Source organism: Haloleucobacter ellipsoideus (assembly GCF_052491725.1).
The window spans coordinates 1-22,581 of record NZ_JBQWAR010000019.1 but is presented as its reverse complement, the minus strand read 5'-3'; the positions used below and the strand labels follow the sequence as shown (position 1 = coordinate 22,581).

General features: G+C 62.1%; 22 protein-coding genes and 1 tRNA gene. 15 read left to right on the top strand and 8 right to left on the bottom strand.

Translation table 11 applies throughout. The features are described from left to right. Positions 1–76 precede the first annotated feature (76 nt). From ACT6QG_RS10230 to ACT6QG_RS10220, 3 genes are all read left to right on the top strand, one after another. Positions 77–361, top strand: a complete 285-nt coding sequence (locus ACT6QG_RS10230; RefSeq protein WP_444977471.1) for a hypothetical protein — start codon at positions 77–79, stop codon at positions 359–361. Positions 362–536: 175 nt separating this feature from the next. Beyond that, complete coding sequence (locus tag ACT6QG_RS10225; RefSeq protein ID WP_444977470.1) at positions 537–773, top strand: thioredoxin; 237 nt, start codon at positions 537–539, stop codon at positions 771–773. 27 nt (positions 774–800) lie between these two features. Beyond that, positions 801–1,502, top strand: a complete 702-nt coding sequence (locus tag ACT6QG_RS10220) for a glutamine amidotransferase (RefSeq protein ID WP_444977469.1) — start codon at positions 801–803, stop codon at positions 1,500–1,502. Positions 1,503–1,565: 63 nt separating this feature from the next. On the opposite strand, the gene ACT6QG_RS10215 is transcribed toward ACT6QG_RS10220, so the two are convergent. The 5 genes from ACT6QG_RS10215 to ACT6QG_RS10195 form a co-directional block, all read right to left on the bottom strand. Further along, the gene (locus tag ACT6QG_RS10215; protein WP_444977468.1) at positions 1,566–2,264 is read right to left on the bottom strand and encodes a phosphatidylserine decarboxylase; all 699 of its coding nucleotides are present in this window, start codon (positions 2,262–2,264) and stop codon (positions 1,566–1,568) included. Continuing rightward, positions 2,261–3,529 carry an aspartate aminotransferase family protein gene (locus ACT6QG_RS10210; protein WP_444977467.1) on the bottom strand — a complete coding sequence of 423 codons (1,269 nt, stop codon included), beginning with the start codon at positions 3,527–3,529 and terminating at the stop codon, positions 2,261–2,263. The genes ACT6QG_RS10215 and ACT6QG_RS10210 overlap by 4 nt, the downstream gene beginning before the upstream one ends. Before the next feature lie 148 nt (positions 3,530–3,677). Next, on the bottom strand, positions 3,678–5,120 hold the full coding sequence (pdxR, locus tag ACT6QG_RS10205) for a MocR-like pyridoxine biosynthesis transcription factor PdxR (RefSeq protein ID WP_444977466.1): 1,443 nt from the start codon (positions 5,118–5,120) through the stop codon (positions 3,678–3,680). Positions 5,121–5,226: 106 nt separating this feature from the next. Further along, positions 5,227–5,922: an MOSC domain-containing protein gene (locus ACT6QG_RS10200; RefSeq protein WP_444977465.1), complete on the bottom strand. Its 696-nt coding sequence runs from the start codon at positions 5,920–5,922 to the stop codon at positions 5,227–5,229. A 78-nt stretch (positions 5,923–6,000) separates the two neighbouring features. Further along, positions 6,001–6,074: transfer RNA gene (locus tag ACT6QG_RS10195), tRNA-Cys, on the bottom strand. 220 nt (positions 6,075–6,294) lie between these two features. Between ACT6QG_RS10195 and ACT6QG_RS10190 the strand changes: the two genes are divergently transcribed. From ACT6QG_RS10190 to hisC, 4 genes are all read left to right on the top strand, one after another. After that, positions 6,295–7,470, top strand: coding sequence for a phosphoserine transaminase (locus ACT6QG_RS10190; RefSeq protein WP_444977464.1), 1,176 nt, complete (start codon positions 6,295–6,297; stop codon positions 7,468–7,470). Positions 7,471–7,671: 201 nt separating this feature from the next. Beyond that, positions 7,672–8,922, top strand: coding sequence for a tryptophan synthase subunit beta (gene trpB / locus ACT6QG_RS10185; RefSeq protein ID WP_444977463.1), 1,251 nt, complete (start codon positions 7,672–7,674; stop codon positions 8,920–8,922). A gap of 3 nt (positions 8,923–8,925) precedes the next feature. Then, positions 8,926–10,083, top strand: a complete 1,158-nt coding sequence (locus tag ACT6QG_RS10180; RefSeq protein ID WP_444977462.1) for a DegT/DnrJ/EryC1/StrS family aminotransferase — start codon at positions 8,926–8,928, stop codon at positions 10,081–10,083. Positions 10,084–10,115: 32 nt separating this feature from the next. Further along, positions 10,116–11,225 (top strand): histidinol-phosphate transaminase, encoded by a 1,110-nt coding sequence (gene hisC / locus ACT6QG_RS10175; RefSeq protein WP_444977461.1) that lies wholly within the window; start codon positions 10,116–10,118, stop codon positions 11,223–11,225. Here hisC and ACT6QG_RS10170 read toward each other — a convergent pair. The 3 genes from ACT6QG_RS10170 to ACT6QG_RS10160 all read right to left on the bottom strand — a co-directional run bounded on the left by ACT6QG_RS10170 (position 11,199) and on the right by ACT6QG_RS10160 (position 14,182). Next, positions 11,199–12,662 carry an L-lactate permease gene (locus ACT6QG_RS10170; protein WP_444977460.1) on the bottom strand — a complete coding sequence of 488 codons (1,464 nt, stop codon included), beginning with the start codon at positions 12,660–12,662 and terminating at the stop codon, positions 11,199–11,201. The two genes, hisC and ACT6QG_RS10170, sit on opposite strands and share 27 nt — an antisense overlap. A 213-nt stretch (positions 12,663–12,875) precedes the next feature. Further along, complete coding sequence (locus ACT6QG_RS10165) at positions 12,876–13,202, bottom strand: hypothetical protein (protein ID WP_444977805.1); 327 nt, start codon at positions 13,200–13,202, stop codon at positions 12,876–12,878. A gap of 212 nt (positions 13,203–13,414) precedes the next feature. Beyond that, positions 13,415–14,182, bottom strand: a complete 768-nt coding sequence (locus tag ACT6QG_RS10160) for an IclR family transcriptional regulator (protein WP_444977459.1) — start codon at positions 14,180–14,182, stop codon at positions 13,415–13,417. A gap of 133 nt (positions 14,183–14,315) precedes the next feature. On the opposite strand from ACT6QG_RS10160, the gene ACT6QG_RS10155 reads away from it, so the two are divergent. The 8 genes from ACT6QG_RS10155 (at position 14,316) to ACT6QG_RS10120 (ending at position 21,796) form a co-directional block, all read left to right on the top strand. Continuing rightward, positions 14,316–15,158, top strand: coding sequence for a cyclase family protein (locus ACT6QG_RS10155; protein ID WP_444977458.1), 843 nt, complete (start codon positions 14,316–14,318; stop codon positions 15,156–15,158). A gap of 77 nt (positions 15,159–15,235) precedes the next feature. Next, positions 15,236–16,162: a 3-hydroxyacyl-CoA dehydrogenase family protein gene (locus tag ACT6QG_RS10150; RefSeq protein WP_444977457.1), complete on the top strand. Its 927-nt coding sequence runs from the start codon at positions 15,236–15,238 to the stop codon at positions 16,160–16,162. After that, a complete protein-coding gene (kce, locus tag ACT6QG_RS10145) occupies positions 16,159–17,094 on the top strand; it encodes a 3,5-dioxohexanoate:acetyl-CoA acetone transferase (protein ID WP_444977456.1) in 936 nt (311 codons plus the stop codon). Before ACT6QG_RS10150 ends, kce begins: the two co-directional genes overlap by 4 nt. Positions 17,095–17,196: 102 nt before the next feature. Then, positions 17,197–18,339 carry an ABC transporter substrate-binding protein gene (locus ACT6QG_RS10140; RefSeq protein ID WP_444977455.1) on the top strand — a complete coding sequence of 381 codons (1,143 nt, stop codon included), beginning with the start codon at positions 17,197–17,199 and terminating at the stop codon, positions 18,337–18,339. 22 nt (positions 18,340–18,361) lie between these two features. Continuing rightward, positions 18,362–19,246: a branched-chain amino acid ABC transporter permease gene (locus ACT6QG_RS10135; protein WP_444977454.1), complete on the top strand. Its 885-nt coding sequence runs from the start codon at positions 18,362–18,364 to the stop codon at positions 19,244–19,246. 102 nt (positions 19,247–19,348) lie between these two features. Beyond that, entirely contained in the window at positions 19,349–20,293 is a 945-nt protein-coding gene (locus ACT6QG_RS10130; RefSeq protein ID WP_444977453.1) for a branched-chain amino acid ABC transporter permease, read from the top strand. Next, the gene (locus ACT6QG_RS10125) at positions 20,290–21,081 is read left to right on the top strand and encodes an ABC transporter ATP-binding protein (RefSeq protein ID WP_444977452.1); all 792 of its coding nucleotides are present in this window, start codon (positions 20,290–20,292) and stop codon (positions 21,079–21,081) included. The genes ACT6QG_RS10130 and ACT6QG_RS10125 overlap by 4 nt, the downstream gene beginning before the upstream one ends. Before the next feature lies 1 nt (position 21,082). After that, positions 21,083–21,796 (top strand): ABC transporter ATP-binding protein, encoded by a 714-nt coding sequence (locus ACT6QG_RS10120; RefSeq protein ID WP_444977451.1) that lies wholly within the window; start codon positions 21,083–21,085, stop codon positions 21,794–21,796. Positions 21,797–22,581 lie beyond the last annotated feature (785 nt).

Here is a 22,581-nt window from a genome sequence, read left to right as displayed (position 1 = left end):
CCCGATGTTCCCATCCACTTGTGGAGGGTGGTTCAGGCCATTTGTGGAAACATTCGCAACTGGAGACCGTGAGAGCTTGGCGCGCATCCTGCCAAGGCGAGGAAAGTGCGTGGGCTTTCACCCCGCCGACCGCATGGCTTTCGTCGAGCGACAGCCGGAATTATTCCGTTCCAAGCCGCGCTATCCCACGATGATCGTGATTTTCAGCGCCGATACCGAGCGGGGGCGAACCTGCCTCAGGCTGTGGCGCGGCCTCCACGATCGGGCGGGTTCCATTCAACCCGACCTTCGGCAGCTTTCCATGGGCATGTCGGGTGATTTTGAGATCGCTATCGAGGAGGGGCAGTATCGCGATGGCTGATGAGGATCTCTTCGGCGCGCGCCCGGCCAGAAATGCCTATTGCTGACCTGTCTTCGCATCTCATCCGGCCCATCATTCAAGTGACAACCGGACCTTCCGGGATGGGCCGGAGATCAATACTTCTCATCTGTGCTGGTTTCATGGAAACCGCTTCATCGATCAGAGGAGTACTATCATGGTGGAGAAGGCAGTCTTTTATCACGCCGGCTGCTCGGTCTGCACGGATGCGGAAGAACGGTTCGTCAATGCGCTCGACCGCAGCCGCTACGCTGTCGAATCCGTCAATCTCGGCGATGCCCGGGACAGGATTGCAGAAGCGCGCACGGCCGGCGTGAAGTCCGTGCCGGCCCTTGTGATCGGCAAGGCCGTCTATCACATCAATCATGGCGCCGACCTGTCTGCGCTGGGGTGAGGCCATGGCTGCAACCGGAGCACGCGCATGCTGAAAACGGCAGCAGTCATTCGCCACGTTCATTTTGAAGATCTCGGCACGTTCGAGGCCGTGCTTACGGCTTCCGGGTATCGTATCCATTATTACGATATCGGGATGAACGAGCTGTGGACTCTCGATGCCACCCTTCCCGACCTGATGATTGTTCTGGGTGGCCCGGTCGGGGTTTATGAAACCGAAGCCTATCCCTTCCTCGAAGAGGAACGGCAGATCATTGAAAGGCGTCTGGCATCGGGTCGCCCGACGCTTGGAATCTGCCTCGGTGCCCAGATGATCGCCGCGGCGCTCGGCGCGAAGGTCGCGCCGATGGGATACAAGGAAATCGGCTTTTCATCTCTCTCTATGACAGGGGCCGGGCGGTCTGGGCCGCTTCGGCATCTGGAAGGCGTTCCCGTCCTTCATTGGCATGGGGACGCCTTCGATATACCCGATGGCGCCGCCAGTCTCGCCACGACAACAGTGTGCGCGACGCAGGGCTTCTCGATCGGGTCGCATGTCCTCGGTCTTCAGTTCCACCCGGAAGTGGATGCCTGCGCAGGAATCGAACGCTGGCTGATCGGCCATGCCGCCGAACTTGCCTCGGCGGGTATTGATCCTCGCGCTCTTCGGGCCGACGCGACAAAATATGGACCGGCGCTGCGCGAGGCCGCCCGGAAAACCTTTACCGAATGGCTTCAGGGGACGGCATGACTGCCGTCCCCAATTCGTTTTCCCCCGCCCGTGCGACGAGAACCGCATATTGGGCTGACGGCCTTAAGCGGTCTTGTACTGTCGCTTGGCCGGTTCGCCACCCAGCCTCGCCAGAACCGTTTCACCAACGATGGCGCTTTGGCCCACCGCCACACAAAGCGGTGTGCCAAGGGGAAGATAAACGTCCAGACGGGAGCCGAAGCGGATCAGGCCGAAACGGTCTCCAACCTCAATGTCATCGCCTTCCGCAACCCAGTGCTCGATGCGCCGGGCGATCAACCCCGCAATCTGCACGACCGCCACAAGGCCATGCGGCGTTTCGAGTGCAATCGCATTGCGCTCATTATGCTCGCTGGCCTTGTCGAGCTCGGCATTGAAGAAGCGGCCCGGCGTGTAAGCGATTTGCCGTATTCGTCCGGTCACTGGCGCGCGGTTCACATGGCAATCGAAAATGCTCATGAAAACCGAAACGCGCAGCATCGGCTCGGCCGGCAAGGCGAGCTCGCGGGGCGGCAGAACCTCCGCGATCATACTCACCCGACCTTCCGCAGGTGAAACGACAATCCCATCCTCAACGGGCGTCGTGCGACTTGGGTTTCGGAAGAAATAGCAAATCCAGACCGTCACGATGATGGCGATCCAGGCCATCGACGGGGAGATGAAGCTGAAGCCAGCAACCCCGGCGAGGCCAATGAGGATGAATGGATAGCCTGCCCTGTGGATCGGAGTCAGGCTCCCCTTGATCGAGGAGAGGATGCTCATGCCGGCAGCTCCGCATTTGCGGGCGGCGCGCAGCCTTCCCTCGGCATGACCGGGCTCTTGCGCGCCGGCCGCTTCCGGGGCGGATGCCGCTTTCCGTCGCGCAGCAGATTGGCCGCAATCTCGATCCGGCGCATGGCCTGGGTGATTTCACCCGGCAGCACCGTCAGCGGAGGCGCGAACCGCACCACATTGTCTCGTGCCGGAACCGCCAGCAGGTGCTGGGAGCGCAGGAGATCGACGAAAGCGGCCGCATTGGTGCGCATCTGAAGACCCTGGAGCAGGCCCATCCCGCGCACGCCTGCGACAACATCGTCGTAATTCCGCGCAATCCGGTGCAGGCCCTCGCTCAGCATTTGCCCCATCGTCAGCACCCGATCGAGAAAGGTCCGGTCAAGTACGATGTCGAGAACGGCATTGCCCGCGCTCATGGCGAGCGGATTGCCGCCGAAGGTCGTGCCGTGGGTTCCGGCTGCCATGCCGCTGGCCGCCCTGTGGGTGGCAAGGCATACACCCATCGGAAAGCCGCCGCCGATCCCCTTCGCGACCGTCACGATATCGGGTTCGACATCGCTCCACTCATGGGCGAAGAACTTGCCAGTCCGGCCGACGCCAGTCTGGATTTCATCGAGAATGAGCAGTAGCCCATGCGCATCGCAAAGCGCACGCAGGCGGCGCAATGTTTCGGGTGCCACATGGCGCAAGCCGCCTTCGCCCTGAATCGGTTCGAGCATGATCGCAGCCGTCTGCGACGTGATCGCCCGGTCCAGGGCGGACCAGTCCTCAAGCGACACTTGATCGAATCCGTCTACCGGAGGGCCGAAGCCGTCAAGATAGGGCTCATATCCGGTTGCCGAGATCATCGCGAGCGAGCGGCCATGGAAGGCTCCGGCGAAGGTGATGATGCGATACCGCTCAGGAGAGCCGGCCGCCGAATGAAAGCGGCGCGCCATTTTCACGGCGGCCTCGTTTGCCTCTCCGCCCGAATTGGCGAAAAAGGCAACATCCGCGAAGGATGCATCGGCCAAACGCTTCGCCAGCCGCTCGCCTTCCGGAATGCGGACAAGGTTCGAGGTGTGCCAGAGCTTACCCAGCTGGGCTTTGACAGCCTTCACCAGATGCGGATGGCTGTGGCCGAGCGAGTTGACGGCGATGCCGGATGCGAAATCCAGATAGCGCACGCCATCCTGCGTATAGAGCCACGATCCCTTTCCAAACGCGAACGAAAGATCGATCCGCTTGAAAACCTGCAAAAGCGGATCAGACATGGCCGTGTCCCGTCGTTTCGGGACCAGCGGTGACGTTCTGATAAAAAGCATTGTCGATCACCATGACGCCCTCCTGTGCGTCTACAGGGTTTAGTCATGATGCGGACCAGCAAGCAGGGGCGGATCGGATAAAACCTCTGGGCCGGTTTTAGCGGGAGGGTTTCGAGCGCTCGAATATGTCGATGGCGCGCGTCAGCTCGCGTTCGTCGAGACTCGCGAAGCCAAGCCGGAAGGCTTCGGCCGGTTTCACCGTCTCCAGATCGAAGTGAATGCCCGGCATGACCGAAAGGCCGAGTTTCGCGGCGTTCGCGGCCCATGTCTCGGCGCTCAGGCCCTCATTCAGGCGCAGCCAGATCGCCAGCCCGCCGGCCGGCAGGGCAAACTGTCCGTCCCCGGATAGCCGCTCGCGCAGCAACCGGGCCATGAGATCCCGGCGCGTGTGATAGACCCGGCGCGCCTTGCGGGCGTGGCGCTTGATCGTTCCATCCTCGATGAGATCAGCCAGTGCATGCTCCAGCGGCAGATCACCCTGGCGGTCCAGAGCCTCGCGCCTGTCCGCCATCCGCATCAGGATTTGCGGCGGCGCGACCGCATAACCGAGGCGGATGCCCGGAGCCAGCAGCTTGGACAGGGAGCCGATATAGATGATCGGCAGATCGCTTTCAGCCCGCGCCGCAAGCGGCAGGATCGGTCGGCCATCGAAGCGATATTCGTTATCATAGTCGTCTTCGATGATGACAAGGCCAAACCGCCGCGCCACATCCAGCAGGCGCAGCCGCCGGGCGACGCCCATCGTCACGGTGGTCGGATATTGGTGGTGAGGCGTTACATAGACGGCGCGCAGGCGGCCATTGGCCCTTGCAATCCTCTCCAGCACCTCAACATCAATCCCGCCGGCGTCGACCGGAATACCGATCACATCCGCCCCCGCGGCACGAAACGCCGACCATGCGAGCGGATAGCCGGGCTGCTCGACGGCGATGAGGGAGCCGGGATCAGCCACCGCCGAAGCGGCCAGGAAAAGCGCCATCTGGCTCCCGCGCGTCACCAGCATGTCGGATGGGGCGGCCGTGAGGCCACGTTCATCGCGCAGATAGGAAGACAGCGCATTGCGTAACTTGCCGTTTCCGCGCGGATCGCCGTAGGTGCCGCCTGATGTGAATGCGGCGCTGGAAAGCGCACGGCGAAAAGCCTGGGCAAAGGCCGTTGTCGGCACCAGCCGCACGTCGGGAGAGCCATCGGACAAGCGAAGAAGCACTGGCTCGGCAGCCCGGACGGGCTTGGCCGCATGGCCCGCCGAACGGATGGGCTGCGGCTGCATGGCCATATCGGGAAGATCGGTTGCGACAAAGGTGCCCCGCGCGGGCTCCGTCACCAGCCAGCCCTGCATGGCCAGTTCGTGATAGGCCGCATCGACCGTATTACGGTTGAGCTTCAGATTGTGGGAGAGGGCGCGTGTGCCGGGCAGCGGATCGCCGGGTTTCAGACGTCCGCGTTCGATCTCTTCGACAATCGTTCGCGCCAGAGCGAGGAACACGGGTTCCCGCGGCTCCGGCCGGACTTCGATCGCAAGCGTGGTTCCCTTACCCATCCGGCATATCTTCTTTTGTTATTCCGAAGCACCTTGATCAGCCAGATTACTGTCAGGGCGTGCCCGGTGCAATTCGGTCATGGCGTGGCGACCATCTTCGCCTCGATCAGGCCGATGGCAATGGCTCTCCCTGGAGACGCCGGGACCAGTCTTCGACCTGCCGTGTCTGAAGACGCTTTCGCGCATAGCCGCGCCAGCTTTCCGGCAGATGGTCGAGCTCGATCATCGCGGCCAGCTCGTCACGGTTCATCGTGTCGATGTAAAGGACACGCCAGAGACGCTGGATCGTCCATTCCGGGGATATGCGGTCCAGCGGACGCAGTTCGTCGCCCGGCTCCACATAGCCGGACTCCAGAACCCTGTAATACCATCCCGTCAGGCCGGATTTCTGGACGCGGATCGCCATGTCCGCCGTCTCGAAACGTGTATTGAGCTTCCAGCAGGGCTGGCGACCCTGACTGACCTGAAGGACCGCGCCACCGAGCCTGAATGTATCGCCGATGGCGACATCCCGTTCCGTCAGGCCGCGTGTGGACAGGTTCTCACCGAACGCTCCCGGTCTGGTGAGCACATCCCGGCTTCCGAGAGCGGCGATCCAGTACGCATAGTGCTCATAGGCATAGTGGTGAACGGCTTTTTCGATGCCGCCATGATGCTTGCGGTCGCCCTGGGCATCACCGTCAAACCCTTCCGGTCCTAGAAAAAGGCGGCTCTGTACCGGGTGCTTGTCGATACCGCTCGGTGCGGCGCGCGGGCCAAGCGGCGTGATCGCCCCGATCAGGATTTCATCCACAATCGCCATGTCCAGCGCCCTTCGGATGCCGCGCGACTGTCGGCCCGGAGACAGCCAGCGCGGGGTTGCTCACATTTCACAAGGTGTTGGAGGCCGGACCTGGAATTGAACCAGGCTAAACGGATTTGCAGTCCGTTGCGTCACCACTCCGCCATCCGGCCCCACGCCATCTCTCTATCAGCTCATCCGGCTCCCGTGAGCAGCCGGATCAGTGAAGTTTGCCAGGCCGGTTCGGTGCATCCCGGCCCAGAACTCTTGTCGCATCCGGCACTCCCCAATGGGGCGGCAGTCATGATCGTTCGCGAGAGTTCAATCTCCGCGGACGCGAAGGGGTCTGGTCAGAATGGGCCTGCTTCCGTTCCCGTTTCATCTGGAAACACCGTGTCGACCAATCTGCCAAAACCGCAAAAGCGGCCCGCACGCCCCTGTTTTTCGTCCGGCCCATCGGCCAAGAGGCCGGGCTGGCAGCCCCGCGCGCTGGCGAATGCCGTTCTCGGCCGGTCGCACCGCTCGGCAGCAGGCAAGCAAAAGATTCGGGAGGTGTTGTCCCTGACGCGCGATGTGCTCGGTATTCCCGATGATTATGGAATAGCCATCGTGCCGGGGTCGGATACGGGGGCGATGGAGATGGTGCTGTGGTCGATGCTCGGGCCACGCGGTATTGATGTGCTGTCATGGGAAAGTTTTGGAGCCGAATGGCTGAATGATGTCATTCGCGAGCTGCGGCTCGATGACGTCCGCAGCTTCACCGCTCCTTATGGCGCTCTGCCCGCACTGGGCGAAGCCGATCCAGCCCGCGATATTGTCTTCACCTGGAACGGCACGACCTCGGGCGTTCGGGTTCCTGATGGCGGCTGGATCGCTGATGACAGGACTGGGCTGACCATCTGCGACGCAACATCGGCCGCTTTCGGCATGGACCTTCCCTGGCGAAAGCTCGATGTCATCACCTGGTCCTGGCAAAAGGTTCTTGGCGGGGAGGGCGGGCATGGCGTCCTGGTCTTGAGCCCGCGTGCGGTCGAGCGGCTGGAGAGCCATGTGCCACCATGGCCGGTTCCCAAGGTTTTCCGGATGGCCGGCAATGGCAGGATCGTGCCCGGTTTTTTCGAGGGTGACACCATCAACACGCCATCTCTTCTGGTCATTGAAGATGCGATCGACGGTCTCAAGTGGGCGCAATCGATCGGCGGCCTGCCCGAACTGGTGCGCCGTTGCGAGGCCAATCTGGAGACCGTCACCGAATGGGTCGGGCGTACGGATTGGGTCGAGTTTCTGGCTGATGACCCTGCGATACGATCCTGCACAGCGATCTGCCTGCGCATTGCCGATCCCGCGATTGCAGCGCTCGGTTCTGACGAGCAGGCGGCATTCGTGCGCCTGATGGTCTCGGCGCTTGAACAGGAAGGCGTTGCATATGACGTGGCTTCCTATCGCGAGGCGCCACCCGGCTTGCGTCTCTGGAGCGGGGCGACGGTCGAGAATGATGACATGGCCGCTGTGCTGCCCTGGCTCGATTGGGCGTTTCGGCATGCAATAGCGGGACGAGCCTTGTCGTGACATCGCCCGGCAGGCCGGTTCCCTGCTGCTGAAACAGGAGATCCGGCCTATCCGGTTTATCAAATCCGGTTCTCTTTGGCGGACCAGTGGGCGGTTACTCTGCCCGGCGACAATAGATGCCGATCTGTGTTCGTTGTTCCGCAGAGTCCCGTCAGACGGGCTCTCGCCGACGCTTGTTTCGGCGAGAAGAAGGCCCGGCCAATGAATGAGCACCTCATCAACTCCCTCCGCAACGGACCCGACGAGAGCGGAAAGTTCGGCAAATATGGAGGCCGTTTCGTTTCAGAAACGCTGATGCCGCTCATTCTCGCCTTGGCGGATGCCTATGAGGATGCCCGGCGCGACCCTGAATTTACGGCGGAAATGACGGGGCACCTCAAGACCTTTGTCGGCCGTCCATCGCCTCTCTACTTCGCACAGGGCCTGACGGATCACATTGGCGGGGCGAAGATCTATTTCAAGCGCGAAGATCTCAACCATACGGGCGCGCATAAGGTGAACAACGTCCTCGGCCAGATTCTGCTCGCCATGCGGATGGGCAAGCGACGCATCATCGCTGAGACCGGGGCGGGAATGCATGGCGTCGCGACAGCGACCCTCTGCGCGCGCTTCGGGCTGGATTGCGTGGTTTACATGGGCGCGGTCGATGTCGAGCGTCAGGAGGCCAATGTCGCCCGGATGCGGATTCTCGGCGCGGACATTCGGCCGGTTCATTCCGGCTCCGCCACCCTCAAGGACGCCATGAACGAGGCTCTGCGCGATTGGGTGACGAACGTGAACGACACCTTCTACTGCATCGGCACTGTCGCCGGCCCGCATCCCTACCCGATGATGGTGCGCGACTTTCAGGCGATCATCGGCATCGAAACCCGGCGGCAGGTGATGGAGGCAGAGGGCCGCCTTCCCGATGCTTTGCTGGCCTGTGTCGGCGGCGGCTCGAACGCGATCGGCCTGTTCCATCCGTTTCTGGATGACCCCGACGTGGAGATCTATGGCGTGGAGGCGGCCGGGCTCGGACTCGGCGTGGCTCATGCCGCCGCAATCGCCGGCGGAAGGGCAGGCGTTCTTCACGGAAACCGGACTTATCTTCTGATGGATGGCGACGGCCAGATTCAGGAGGCGCATTCCGTTTCCGCCGGTCTCGATTATCCAGGTATCGGCCCCGAACATGCATGGCTGCACGATATCGGGCGTGTCCGGTTTCTTTCGGCGACGGACAGGGAGGCGATCGAGGCGTTCCATCTGTGCTCGCGGATCGAAGGCATCATTCCAGCCCTCGAAGCGGCACATGCACTGGCGCGCCTCGGCGATGTAGCCGCCGCCCGGGCGAGGGACCAGATCGTTGTCGTCAACATCTCCGGGCGCGGCGACAAGGACCTCGCCTCCGTCCTCGATCAGGCAAAAATCCAACATAATGGCCGGCAAGCGCGCTCCGGCCAGGAGCAGGACTGACCCGTGCTGACGCCATTCATCGACATCATCTCGCAACGCCGGGTGATTGGCCCGGCGATCGACGCCGCCATTCTTTCCGTGACCCGAAGCGGTCAGTTCATCATGGGGCCGGAGGTCCATGCTTTTGAAACGGAACTCGCCAGATTCGGACAGGCCCGGCTCGCGCTTTCCTGCTCCAACGGCACCGATGCCCTGACGCTTCTGTTGAGGGCATGGGGCATAGGTCCGGGCGATGCTGTTTTCTGCCCATCCTTCACCTTCGCCGCGACAGCGGAAACCATTGCCCTGACTGGCGCATCACCGGTTTTCGTGGATATCAGGCCGGATACACTGACAATCGATCCAGTGCATTTGCGGGCTTCAATCGAGGATGTCACACGAAACTCGCTACTGAAGCCCAGGGCGATCATTGCGGTTGATCTGTTCGGCCAGCCGGCAAACTATCCGATCCTCAGGGCGATTGCCGATACGCATGGGCTGAAGCTGATCGCCGATTCCGCTCAAGGCTTTGGATGCACGCTGCATGAACGTCATCCCATTTATTGGGCTGACGCGACGACGATCAGCTTCTTCCCGGCGAAGCCTTTGGGTTGCTATGGGGACGGCGGCGCCATTCTGGTGAAGGATGATACGCTATATGATCACCTCACATCGCTGCGGGTGCATGGCCAGGCAACCGCCAGAGATATCGAGAGCAGCGGGTTTGCCCATGATCCCAAATATCTGAACCTGCGATTGGGCATGACCGGCCGGCTGGACACGATCCAGGCCGCGGTGCTTCTGGAAAAGCTCAGGATTTTCGACACGGAAATCGGGCTGAGGAACCGCGTTTCCGACCGCTACACCAGTGGTCTGGCTGGTGCCGTGGCCGCAACGCCGACCGTGATCGAGGGAGGGCTTTCGGTCTGGGCGCAATATACGATTGAGCACCGCAACCGTGATGCCTTGGCTGCGCATCTGAAATCGCGCGGCATTCCGACGGCGATCTATTACCCGATCCCTCTGCACCGGCAGCCGGCTTATGCCGGATACCCGATCGGTCCCGGCGGTTTGCCCGTATCGGAAGCGAAGGCCGATGCCGTCATCAGCCTGCCCATGGGGCCGTATCTCGATGATGGCATTCAGGACCAGATCATCGGAGCGATCCGTGAATTCCGTTGAGTCCGGGAATACCGATAGAGGATAAACGCATCATGAGCAGATTCTGGAGCCCCTTCGTCGAGTCGCTGGTTCCCTATGTTCCGGGGGAGCAGCCGAAGGGCCGCACATACATCAAACTGAACACCAACGAGAATCCTTATGGCCCGTCGCCGCAGGCGCTCGCGGCCATTCGGGCTGCAACCGGCGATGATCTGCGGCTTTACCCGGACCCCAATGCCGGGGACCTGAGCGATGCCATCGCCGCCACCCTCGGCCTGCCGTCCGATAGCATTTTCATTGGCAACGGCTCGGACGAGGTGTTGGCGCATGCCTTCAACGCGTTCTTTCGCGACAAGGGGCCCGTGCTGTTTCCCGATGTGACCTACAGTTTCTATCCAACCTACTGCAATCTCTATGGGTTGCCTTTCAGGCAGCTTGCGCTCGACAGCGCCTATAAGCTCGACCCCGGCGACTATATGGGACCGTGCGGCGGCATCGTGATCGCCAATCCCAATGCCCCGACCGGCATCGCCATGACTTTGGATAAGGTCGAACAGATACTGCGCCAAAATCCTGATGTCGTGGTGGTGATCGATGAAGCCTATGTCGATTTCGGGGCTGAGAGCGCTGTCCAGCTGGTCCCGCGCTATGACAACCTGCTGGTGACGCAAACCTTTTCGAAATCGCGCAGCCTGGCCGGGTTGCGTGTGGGCTTTGCCGTGGGGCAGCCGCATTTGATCGAGGCACTTCGCCGGATCAAGGACAGCTTCAATTCCTATCCCCTTGGCCGTCTGGCGCTCGCCGGCGCCATCGAGGCCTGGGGCGACCGCGAGTGGTTCGACTTCACGCGGAAGCGCATCATGGATGAGCGGGACAAAACGGCAGACGCGCTGGGCGGACTGGGATTCGAGGTTCTGCCCTCGGCAGCAAACTTCCTGTTCGTTTCACACGGCGAAGTCGCCGCGGAGAATTTGTTTGCAGGCCTGCGCTCGCACGGCATTCTGGTGCGCCACTTTCGTCAGCCACGGATTGCAAACTGGCTGAGAATATCGGTCGGCATGAAAGAGGACTGCAAGGCACTTCTCGATGCGACGGAATGCGTCATATCGGGAAAAACGCAGCCTGTCAGGGCCGGTTCAAATGATTTTCAGCGCGATCAATAGAGAGCCGATGAAAACAACCGCAACGGTCGAGGCGGCAAAAGGGAGCATTGTGCGATAGGCATCGCGCTCCCGTCCCGGCGTTCCGGCGAGGCTGCAGACAATCGACATACGAACCGGCGAGACCATATTGAGCGAGAGAGCCGCGGCCTGCTGGAGTGCGATCACGGCAGCGACATTGAGCCCGGCGCCGGCTGCAAGACTGACCTGTGAGGACATGAACAGGCTATTGGCCGCGTTGCCGCTATTGGCGAGCGCACCAAAAACAGCCGATATTTGCGGAGTCAGAACGAGGGCCCAAGCGCCAAATGCGTTGAATAATCCGTTTGCCAGGCCCTTGGCGACGCCAGAACCCGAGAGCAGCTCCCCCATCATGGAAAACGTGATGACGGTGAGAACCGCAAGCCGGCCGGTTTTCCATGCCTGCCGGATCTCCATCCCGAAAGCAGCGGTATGGCCGCGCAGAATCCCGGTCAGAACAGCGCCAACGACAAGCCATGTGCCGGCATGGAACAGCGGCGACCATGCAGGCGCCCCGGCGAATGGCTGCATGCGTGCCGTCTCCGAGAGGAAGCGCGCCATGGGCGGGATCATCCTGGTCGCGACCAGCCATCCGATCAGCAAGACGAAGGGCGCCATCCGGCCCAGAGCCCGCACCAGCTTTCGGCGGTCGGGGCGTTCATCGGCGATGTAGCGCAACACGATAATCGGCCCATAGGAGGCCAGCATCGCCGTCTCAGGCCCAAGCAGCACAGTAGCGGCAATGACGGCGGCCAGACAGAGGCCAAGCCACCCCGCTTCGCTCGCGCATTCCCGCCAGTCCGCGATTATGCCGGCTTTATTGGCCATGGACCAGTAAAGCGGTAGCCAAAGGACATTGAAGGCGACAAGAAACAGGCTCGTATTGACAGCAAGCGCGGTGGGGGCTGTGCGCGCAAATGCGGCCGCGATGATCGCGCCGCTTCCCATCCCGCCCCACAGGATCATGGTCTGGCTGAGCAGGCTGAACGACAGAAGGTAGATGGGCGCAACGTCCAGCCGCCGCACCAGCATCATCGTTCCGATTATGCCAATGCCGAATCCGGTTGCAGACTCCGCAAATGGGCCAATCAGAAAGCAGGCAGTGAACAGAAGGCGGCGTTTTGCCTGTGGATCACCCAGGGCCGTTTCAACTGGCATGGTCGCGTTGCCTGGGCGGATCGCCATCTGCCAGAAAAGCAGCCCGCCCAAAATATAGGGCGCCACGGTCCAGCCGATCCACGCGCCGCGCAAAAGCGAAATGGCCGCGTCAGGAGCCAGAAATATCTGCGGTGCGCTGGTCAGCGTCACGATGAGCGCGACCGACAGTCCGACGACCGAGGCCGGGAGCGTCCCCAGTCGCCCGCTCGCAATCGAAATGATCACCGCGAAGGCGGGTAGCGTCCAAACGAAATAGATCAATTGTCCTGCCTCCAGCGCATCAAGACGGGAGTGTGGAAGCCGGTCAGTAGAACCTTGATGGGCCAATGGGCATGGCAACCTGGCTGCATGTGTGAGCGTGAACGCGCGGATATGGCAGGGCCGGATTTCGAGAATCGAACAGGCCGGAGATTATGAGTATCAAATCAGGGGCGCATCGGGTGCAGGAGTTGGGGCGCGCCCTGCTTCCGTCGCTCACGCAAACAGGATCATGGCGCTGACGAAGGACCGGAGCCGCAAGGAAGAAGGGCAGGGGGGCGTCACAGGGATTTGTGCACGCTGATTGCGAATATCGTGCGGACGCCCGGTTCGGGAGGGGGATTCTACGCTGCGCAGCATGGCGAACGGCGCATGTTCCCCGAATGGACGGTGCATCATCCTGTTGCGATCAAACGTAATCAGACAAGTCGGAGACACCCGCTTGCTTTGCTCGACATAACCATCGAACGGCGTCGGCAACGGCTTCAGAGAGGGCTTCTCCGCCTCCCAGACATCGGCGATGCTTACCGGACAAGCTGCCATGCATGGTCGCAACCCATAGCGAATTACTGGCACTGAAATTATCTGACTGGCCAGTGTGCTCCTGAGCTGCTGCCGATTTCGTGGATAGCAGCTCACACAACGTAGAAAGCCTGAGGACCGCCACCGGATGCATCGCTGATGTGCTTCATGCTTATCAATGATATTTGTGAATTTTGTAAATATAAGAACAATAATATTAAAAATGATACATTTTATATATTCCTATGTTCAGATCCAATTTTCTGCACAATCATCTTTTTATGAAAGTGAAGTTCGCGAATTGCATCATCTTTCACCATCATAAATCTTGATGTCGGAACCGGAACGGAGATTGAGTAAAGACCGCCCGCGGCATCGCGGAAGCCGATCCCGACCGCGCTGATTCCGACGGTGTGCTCCTCGTGGTTAAATCCGGTGCCCGTGCGTCGCACCTCGGCGATCTCGGCGAGAACCGCGTCCAGGCGTTTGGAGCTTCGCAGTTCCTTGAGGATGAGGGCGCGCGCCCGTTCGGGGTCCAACAGGGCGAGGCAGCATTTGCCGTTGGCCGTATTGGTCAAGGGGAAGATGTCTCCCACCGCAGAAACCGCCCGCAGCCTATGCGTGCCCGTCACCTGGTCCAGGAACAAGACCTCGCTTCCACGCAGCACCGAGAAGTCGACGGTCTCGCCCGTGCTCTGCGATATGGCGACGATGTGAGGACGCACCACCTCCACGATGTCGATCTTTCCGGAGCGCGAGAGCGCATGGATTTCCGGCCCTAGTCGATAGCCGCCCTCCGGCCCCGCGGAGATCACGAGGTTCTCTTCCAATAATGCGTTGACGATGCGCTGTACCGTGGAGCGCGGCAGGCCGACGCGCGCTGCGATCTGAGCGAGACTGAGGCCGGACCGCACATTCTTAAGCGCCCGCAAGATCGCGGCCGCCCGCGCGATCACCTGAATACCCCCGTTTTCCCGGATCGCCGCTCCATCCTTCGACATGGATTCCTCCTCATCTGTATCGGATCATAGTACACATGTATCATTGTATTTGACCACACCCGAAGCGCCCGATACCCCAATAACAACGAAAAGATCCGCCCCCTACCGGGGCAAGAACGCTGGGAGGCGTTGCATGACTGTCACTATCCGTGGCATCGAGTTCCAGTCGAATCTCGACAACGACATGGGACTCAAGTTTTATAATCTTTCACATCGATTTGGATTTCAGTCTCCAAACTGGCCCTATTTTCAGGATGTCCAGATTGATCGCATTCACTACATGGCGAAATCGGGTGTTCTGACGCAGCGGATCACCACCACCATGCACAATACGACGCACATCGATGCGCCGGCGCATGTGGTCGAGGGCACGCCCTTCATCGATGAGGTGCCGCTCCCCCATTTCTTCGGAACGGGTATTGTCGTCTCGATCCCGAAAAAGCAGTGGGAGCCCATCACCTACGACGATCTGGAGAAGGCCGCCGGCGCCCATGTGCGGCCGGGTGATGTCGTCATCGTCAATACCGGCTGGCACAAGCTCTACGGGGATAACTCGGACTACTTCTGCTACGCTCCCGGCTTCGTGGCCTCGGCCGGCGACTGGTTCGTGGAGAAGAAGGTGAAGGTGGTCGGCCACGATACCCAGGCCAATGACCATCCGCTGGCCACCGCCATCGGCCCGCACCGCAATGGGCCGCTCCACCCCCACCTCGCCGAGGAGTACAAGGCGTGGTCCGGCGGACGGGATTGGAAGGACGACCACCCCGAGTGGGAGCCGGTCCATCGCAAGCTTTTCAGCAATGGCATCCTCGGCATCGAGAATGTGGGCGGCGATCTTGATGCCGTCACAGGTAAAAGGGTCACCTTCGTCTTCTTTCCCTGGAACTGGGATCGCGGCGACGGCTGCATCATCCGCCTCGTTGCCATCGAGGACCCTCAGCAAAGCTATCGCATCGAAGCCGGTGTTCCGCTCTGACGCCAAGCCCGACCTGACCTGCCCCCGCGCCCGCCGGGGCAGGTCGCACCCTGTGCCCCTCATGGGAGGAGAAAGGCATGACTACGAGAAATGTCGTCGCCATTGTTGGCGCCGGCCTCATGGGCCACGGCATCGCGCAGGTATTCGCGTCCCGCGGCCATGAGGTCCGAGTTTACGATCCGGCCGCCGAGGCCCTGGCGTCGCTGCGTGAGAGGATACGCGTCAATCTCGCGGCCCTCGGCGAAGACGAAAGCGCGGCAGACCGTGTTGTTCCCTGTTCCAGGCTTGCCGATGCAGCCATTGATGCGGATCTCGTCATCGAGGCCGTCGCCGAGAACCTCGGACTGAAGCAGGCCCTGTTCGCCGAGATCGAGGCCGTGGCGCCCGCCGCCGCCATTCTCGCCAGCAACACCTCCGTCATTCCCATCGGCGACATCATGTCGAAATTGATCCGGCCAGAGCGGGCACTGGGAACCCATTGGTGGAACCCGCCGTTCCTGGTGCCGCTGGTCGAGGTGATCGGGACCGAGCGGACCGCGCCGGACGTCATCTCCCGGACCTTGGATATCCTCGCTGCCGTGGGGAAGACTCCCGTCCATGTGCGCAAGGACGTGGCGGGCTTCATAGGCAACCGATTGCAGCATGCCCTGTGGCGCGAGGCGATCGCCCTCGTCGAGGAAGGGGTCTGCGATGCGGATACGGTGGACACGGTGGTGAAAGCGAGCTTCGGGCGTCGGCTCGCCGTGCTTGGACCGCTGGAGAATGCGGACCTGGTGGGCACCGATCTCACGCTCGCCATCCACGACACCATCCTGCCCGCCCTCAATCGCGACCCCATGCCGTCACCTTATCTGCGTGAGCTGGTCTCCCGCGGACGGCTCGGGATGAAGTCGGGAGAAGGCTTCCGCCGGTGGGAGCCGCAAGCCGCCGATGACGTGCGTCGCACGCTGATGCAGCATCTGAAATCCGCTGCACGCAAACCCACCGAAGGAGCAGAAGCGTGAGCCGGTCGAAAAAAATCATCATCACATGCGCCATCACGGGGGGCATCCACACCCCCACCATGTCGCCGGCGCTCCCCTTCACCCCGGAGGACATCGCCGCCCAGTCCATCGCGGCGGCGGAGGCCGGCGCCGCTATTCTCCACCTGCACGCGCGTGATCCCAATGACGGGCGCCCCACGCCCGACCCCAAGATCTTCATGCAGTTCCTGCCGGTGATCAAGCAGGCGACCGACGCCGTCTTGAATATCACCACCGGCGGGAGCCTCAACATGACGGTGGAGGACCGTTTGGCGGCGCCGCTCGTTGTGAAACCGGAAATGTGCTCACTCAACATGGGCTCCATGAACTTCGGTATCTATCCGCTCGCCGATCGTTACAAAAGCTGGCGCTTTGCGTGGGAAGAGCCTTACTTGCGAGGCACGGACGACTTTATCTTCCGCAATACATTCCGTGATATCGAGCGGATCCTGAAGCTGCTCGGCGAGGAGCATGGCACGCGCTTCGAGCATGAGTGCTACGACGTGGGCCATCTCTATAACCTCGCCCACTTCGTGGACCGGGGGCTCGTGAAGCCGCCCTTCTTCGTTCAGACGATCTTCGGCATCCTGGGCGGCATCGGGCCGGAGATGGACAATGTATTGTTCATGAAGCGGACCGCCGATCGCTTGTTCGGAGAGGATTATGTGTGGTCGGTGCTGGCCGCCGGCCGCCACCAGATCCCCGTCGCCACCCAAGCCGCCATCCTCCGCGGCAATGTCCGGGTGGGGCTGGAGGACAGCCTATTCATCGGGCGCGGCCAGCTTGCCGCGAGCAATGCAGACCAGGTGTCGAAGGTGCGCCGGATCCTTGAGGAGCTCGGCCACGAGATCGCGACGCCGGGGGAAGCACGCGCCATGCTGGCGCTGAAGGGAGGCGATCGCGTCGGCTTCTGAGCCGCGATCCGGGCAAATGGAACCCATTTGCTCGAAGAGTTTTTCTTGGGAATTTAAGTAGAGCACGCGTTCAAATACATAAAAATTTGAGGGAGGAACAAGATGAACCCCATGTCCCGTCGGGCGCTCCTCGCGCTCGCCGCCGGCGTCGCCCTCGGTCTTGCCGCATCCGGACCGGCCGCCGCCCACCCCCCTGAGCCGATCCGCATCGGTGCCATCCTGTCCACGACGGGACCGGGCGCGGGCGCGGGAATCCCCCAGCGCAATGGCCTTCTGCTCGCCGCCAAGCGCCTCAATGAAAAGGGCGGCATCAACGGCAGTCCGGTGCAGCTCACCATCGAGGATGACGGGTCGAGCCCCGATGTCGCCGTCACCAAGGCCAACAATCTGATCTTCAGCCAGAAGGTTCAGGCCATCATCGGCCCGACGCTCACCGCCTCCACGCTGGCGGTTGGCGGCGTTGCCGACCCGGCCAAGGTGCCTGTCATGGCCATTACCGGTCTTGGAGTGCCCATGGAAAGGTCGCGCCGCTGTGTGTTCCACATGCTGCCGTCGCAGGACCTCAATGCCCGCGCCCTGCTGGAGGTCGCCAGCAAGGAGCTGAAGGCTGCAAAGCTCGGGATTCTCCATGATTCCGGCTATGGCAACATCGTGATGGCAAAGCTCAAGGAGGTGAGCGGAGACTACCCGGTGGCGTTCGTCGCCGTGGAGAAATGGGAAGTGGGCGCAACCGATGCCACCACCCAGGCGGCCAAGGTGAAGGCCACCGCCCCCGACGCCGTCGCCATCATCGGCAATTCCGCGACTCCGTTCCGGAACGCCAGGCAGATCCGCCTCAACGCGCCCCTCCTGTCCGCCCTCGGCACTGCCACCTACGAATATGTGAAGGTGATGGGCGATGCCGCCGACAATATCGTGTTCGCCGAATTTCTGGTGGCAGAAGATCCCCTGCCGAACCAGACCGTATTCGTGGACGCCTTCCGCAGCGAATATGGCGTGCTGCCCAAGACCATGGAAGCGAGCGCATGGGATGCTTTCAACGCGGTAGCCGCCGGCCTTGCCAAGGCCGGCCCCGATGCGCCGGCCGGCGCCTTGTGCGAGGCGATCCGCGGCCCCTTCGAGGGCGCAATGGCCCGGTTCGACTTCTCCCAGGAGGATCTCACCGGGCTCACGCTGAAAAGCTACGTGTTCTCGCGGCTCGACAAGGGCAAATTCGTCCGCTTGCCATTCAAGGCCGGCTCCTGACCTGAACAGCGGGAGGCACTCCATGGCACTGATGCTATTCACCCAGGCGCTCTTTGCCGGCGTCACCAACGGCTTCGTCTATGCCCTTGTCGGGCTCGGCATCGCCGTGATTTTCAAAGGCAGCCACGTGATCAACGCCATGCAAGGCGAGCTGGCCGTCGCGGGAGCTGCGACGGCGGTGTTCGGCGCCACGGTGTGGGGCCTTCCGCTCTCTCTCGCCGTGGTGACGGGCGCGCTCACCGGGATGGCCATCGCCATCCTGGTGGAACTCGGGCCGATCCGGCTGCTATTCGCGCGGAGGGCGAGGGAGGAATCCTTCCTGCTGCTCACTGTGGGCCTGGGCTTCACCTTTTCCGCAGGCGTGCTTTATCTGTTCGGGCGGGAGGAGCACCTGCTCCCCCCGCTTGGGGGTGAGATCTACGAAGTCTTCGGCGCCATCATCCGAGAGCATGCCCTCTGGGTGATCGCCATCTCCGCCGGGCTTATCCTCGCGCTGCGGCTGTTCTACCGCCACACCCATCTCGGGCTGTCCATGATGGCGGCCTCCATCGATCCGGATGGAGCCGCGACCACAGGCATCAACGTCCGCGCCATGCGCACCGCCACCTTCGCCTTGGGCGGGCTGCTCGCGGCGCTCGCAGGCCTGCTGGCCACCCCGCTCATCGGGGTAGGCTACCAGATGGGACCGCTCCTGACACTCAAGGGCTTCGCCGCGGCCATCCTTGGTGGCCTCGCCAACCCGTTGGGAGCGCTCGTCGGCGGGCTCGTCATCGGCATTCTGGAGGCTATGTCCATCGTCTTCGTCTCATCCGGGATGAAAGATGCCGTCGCCCTCACTTTGCTTATCGTCATCATGATCTTCGTTCCGGACGGCATCCTTGGCCGGGCCGGGCGCAAGGGAGGCTGAACCATGCCTCAGAATACGACGTCCACGGCACCTTCGGGCCCCCACACGGCCGGTTCCACATCCGCGCATCCCTCACGCACATCCCTCGCCAAGGCATCACTCATGGTCGCTGGCACCGTGGCTTTCCTCCTCCTGCCCTTCCTCCTGGAGCGGCACGCGGTGGACCTGCTTGTGTTCTGCGGGCTCTACGCCATCGCGGGCGCCGGTGTCGGTTTCCTCCTTGGACAAGGCGGGATCGTCAATCTCGGCCAGGCCGCCTTCTACGGCATCGGCGGCTATGCCAGCGCCTATTGCTCGGTGCAACTGGGCTGGCCCGCAGTGGCGGGCATTGCCATCGGCATCGCGATCTCCCTCGCGCTCGCCGCCCTCATCGGCCGGCCGATACTGCGGCTGTCCGGCTACTTCCTCGCGCTGGCGACGCTTGCGCTGGGCATCATCTGCACCAATATCTATTTCGAGGCGGACTTCATCACCGGCGGTACCCTCGGCGTGCCCGGCGTGCCGAAGCTGTCCGCGGGCGGCTTTACCTTCGACACGCCCGAGAAGTTCTACTTTCTCGTGTGGCCTATCGTCTTCGTGATCATCTTCGCCATGCACAATCTGATGGAAAGCCGGCTCGGGCTCGCCATGCGGGCCATGCGCGACGCACCGGAAGCCGCCCTGGTGATGGGCATCGATAATGCCCGTCTCAAACTGTGGATGTTCATGATGTCGAGCGCGCTCGGTGCGCTCTCCGGCAGCCTGTTCGCCCACTACGTGGGATTTGTGAACGTGGATAGCTTCGGCGTGGACCGGTCCATCATGTTCCTGCTCGTTCCCGTGATCGGAGGCGCATCGGTGCCGGCTGGCGCGGTCGTCGGGGCGCTCTTCATCGGCCTCGTGCCGGAGATGCTGAGCGCCTTCGGGGACATCCACCGCGTCTTGTTCGGCCTCGCGCTCATCGCCTCCGTGGTGTTCTTTCCGGATGGCCTGTGGGGTGTCGGCCGCAGCGTGATCGATGTCATCGGCCGCCGCATCGGCGCCGGTCGCGGGGAGACGACGCCATGAGCCTGCCTTCGCCCATCGCACCCAGCGGGACGGACACGCCGTCGCTGGAGCTGAAATCCGTCGGTCACCGCTTCGGCGGCTTCCAGGTGCTGCACGACGTGAGCTTCAAAGTACCGGATACCGGCATCACCGGCCTCATGGGGCCCAACGGTTCGGGCAAGACCACCTTGTTCAACATCATCTCCGGCTTCCTCACGCCGACCTTCGGCGAGGTGCTTTTCCGCAACCGCGACATCCGTGCCAAGAGCGTACGCCAGCGCAGCCTCGACGGACTCGTGCGCACCTTCCAGACCCCGAAGGTGTTCGAACGCCTCACCGTCGCCGAGAATGTGATGGTGGGGGCCTTCAAGTCCGGGCGGTCCGGCTTCTTCTCAGGCCTTGCCGGCCTTCCCTCGGCGTGGCGCGAGGTGGCCAGCATGCGCGAGCAGGCTTGGACCACCGCCAGGCTCTTCGACCTCGACGGGGTGTTCGACAGGCCCTCCGCTCTCCTGACCGCCGGACAGCGCCGTCTTCTGGAGCTCGCGCGCGCCTATCAGGGACGGCCACGGCTGCTGATGTTGGATGAGCCATCTTCCGGGCTTACGACCATCGAAATCGAGGTGCTCATCGTGAAGCTGAAGCTCCTTGCCGAGGAGGGCATCGCCATCCTGCTCGTCTCCCACGACATGGAGCTGATGGGGGTGACACAAGTCGTCCACGTGCTCAATTTCGGGCGGATCATCGCCTCCGGCACGATGGCGGAGGTGCAGGAGGACGCATCCGTGCGCGAAGCCTATCTGGGAGTGTGACATGCTGAACGTCAAAGGGCTTTGCGCCGGCTACGGTGCCCTCAAGATTCTCAAGGGTATAGACATTGACATTGGCCCAGGCGACATCGTCGGCCTCGTGGGCGCCAACGGCGCCGGAAAGACGACGCTGGTACGGACGCTGGCCGGCCTGCTGCCGGTGCAGGGAGGCGAGATCCGGCTCGGCGGCAAGGACATCACCCGTATTCCCCCCCAGCGCCGCGGCGCCTTTGGCCTCGCGGTCGTGCTGGAGAATCGCAATCTCTTCGGGGAGCTCACCGTGCGGGAAAACCTTGCCCTCGCCGAGCGCAATGGTCGCGGTCGCCGGCAGGTGTTCAGCCTCGCGCGCATCATAGATCTCTTCCCCGCGGTGGGGGAGAAGCTGAACGTGCGGTGTGACCTCCTCAGCGGTGGGCAACAGCAACAGGTGGCCATCGCCCGCGCACTGCTGCTACAGCCAGACGTGGTGGTGATGGATGAACCGTCCACCGGCCTCGCGCCCAAGGTGGTCAAGGACATCCTGGATGTGCTCAGCCGCCTTCGTGTCGATGGGATGAGTATCATCCTCGTCGAGCAGAACATCGCCATCGCATCAAGCGCCACGAGCCGGGCCTATGTTATGGCCACCGGACGAGTGGCTCACGAAATTCCAGAGGGCGGCTGGGCAGGCTTTATGGCCGACGAGAAGCTGGTGAGCGCCTATCTCGGCCAGCATTGATGGGACTCGAAGAATCTCTTTCGAGTCACGGGAGCTTCCGAGCGGAGTCTGTCGGGATCACAACCTGTGGCCCCGCCCGGAAGCGTACTGAACCGCCCCGGTCTGGGGGAGGTCAGAGGCCCCAACTCGTGAGAGGATTGGGCTATGGTGAAAAAGACGACGAACAACTTCTCGGCCGAGATACGCGCCCGCACGGTGCGGATGAGCCCCTGCGGTTGATCACTCGCGTATTCCATTTTGGCTTGACCATTGTGCCCGCGAACGGATGAAACCCTTGGCTCGAGCTACGACGTCGTATGGCTCCGAAAATAGTCTCGCTCGGCAATCCGGGCGGCATGACGCAGACCGCATCTGAGACGATGACGACGTCGATCATTGATCGCGACGTTGCAGATCAATCGCCGGCAAGAAAAACCGCCCATCGTCCGACAGGCCGCCGAGCCGGCTGTTCGCCGGGAAGCCCTCCACAACGATGTCTGGGTGCTGCTCTGTCTGCCGACGATGATGTTGGGAAGGAACCCTGCCTCGCGGCGAGCAGCGGGTGTGCAAACGGAAGGAGGCTTCGCGGGGAAAACCGGCTGCACGGAACGCGCAGCGTGGAGGAAGCCGGGCGGAAGCCTCTTGAAGTGCGCCGAGGGCGGAGCCCTAGGCTGTATCGACATTCAGCACCAGAAGGGCAAGGCGGCGATGTAGAGGCTGGCGAGGTAGTTATGCGGGATGCGGTCGTAACGGGTGGCGATGCGTCGTAGCTGCTTGAGTTTGCCGATGGTTCGTTCGATGTGGTT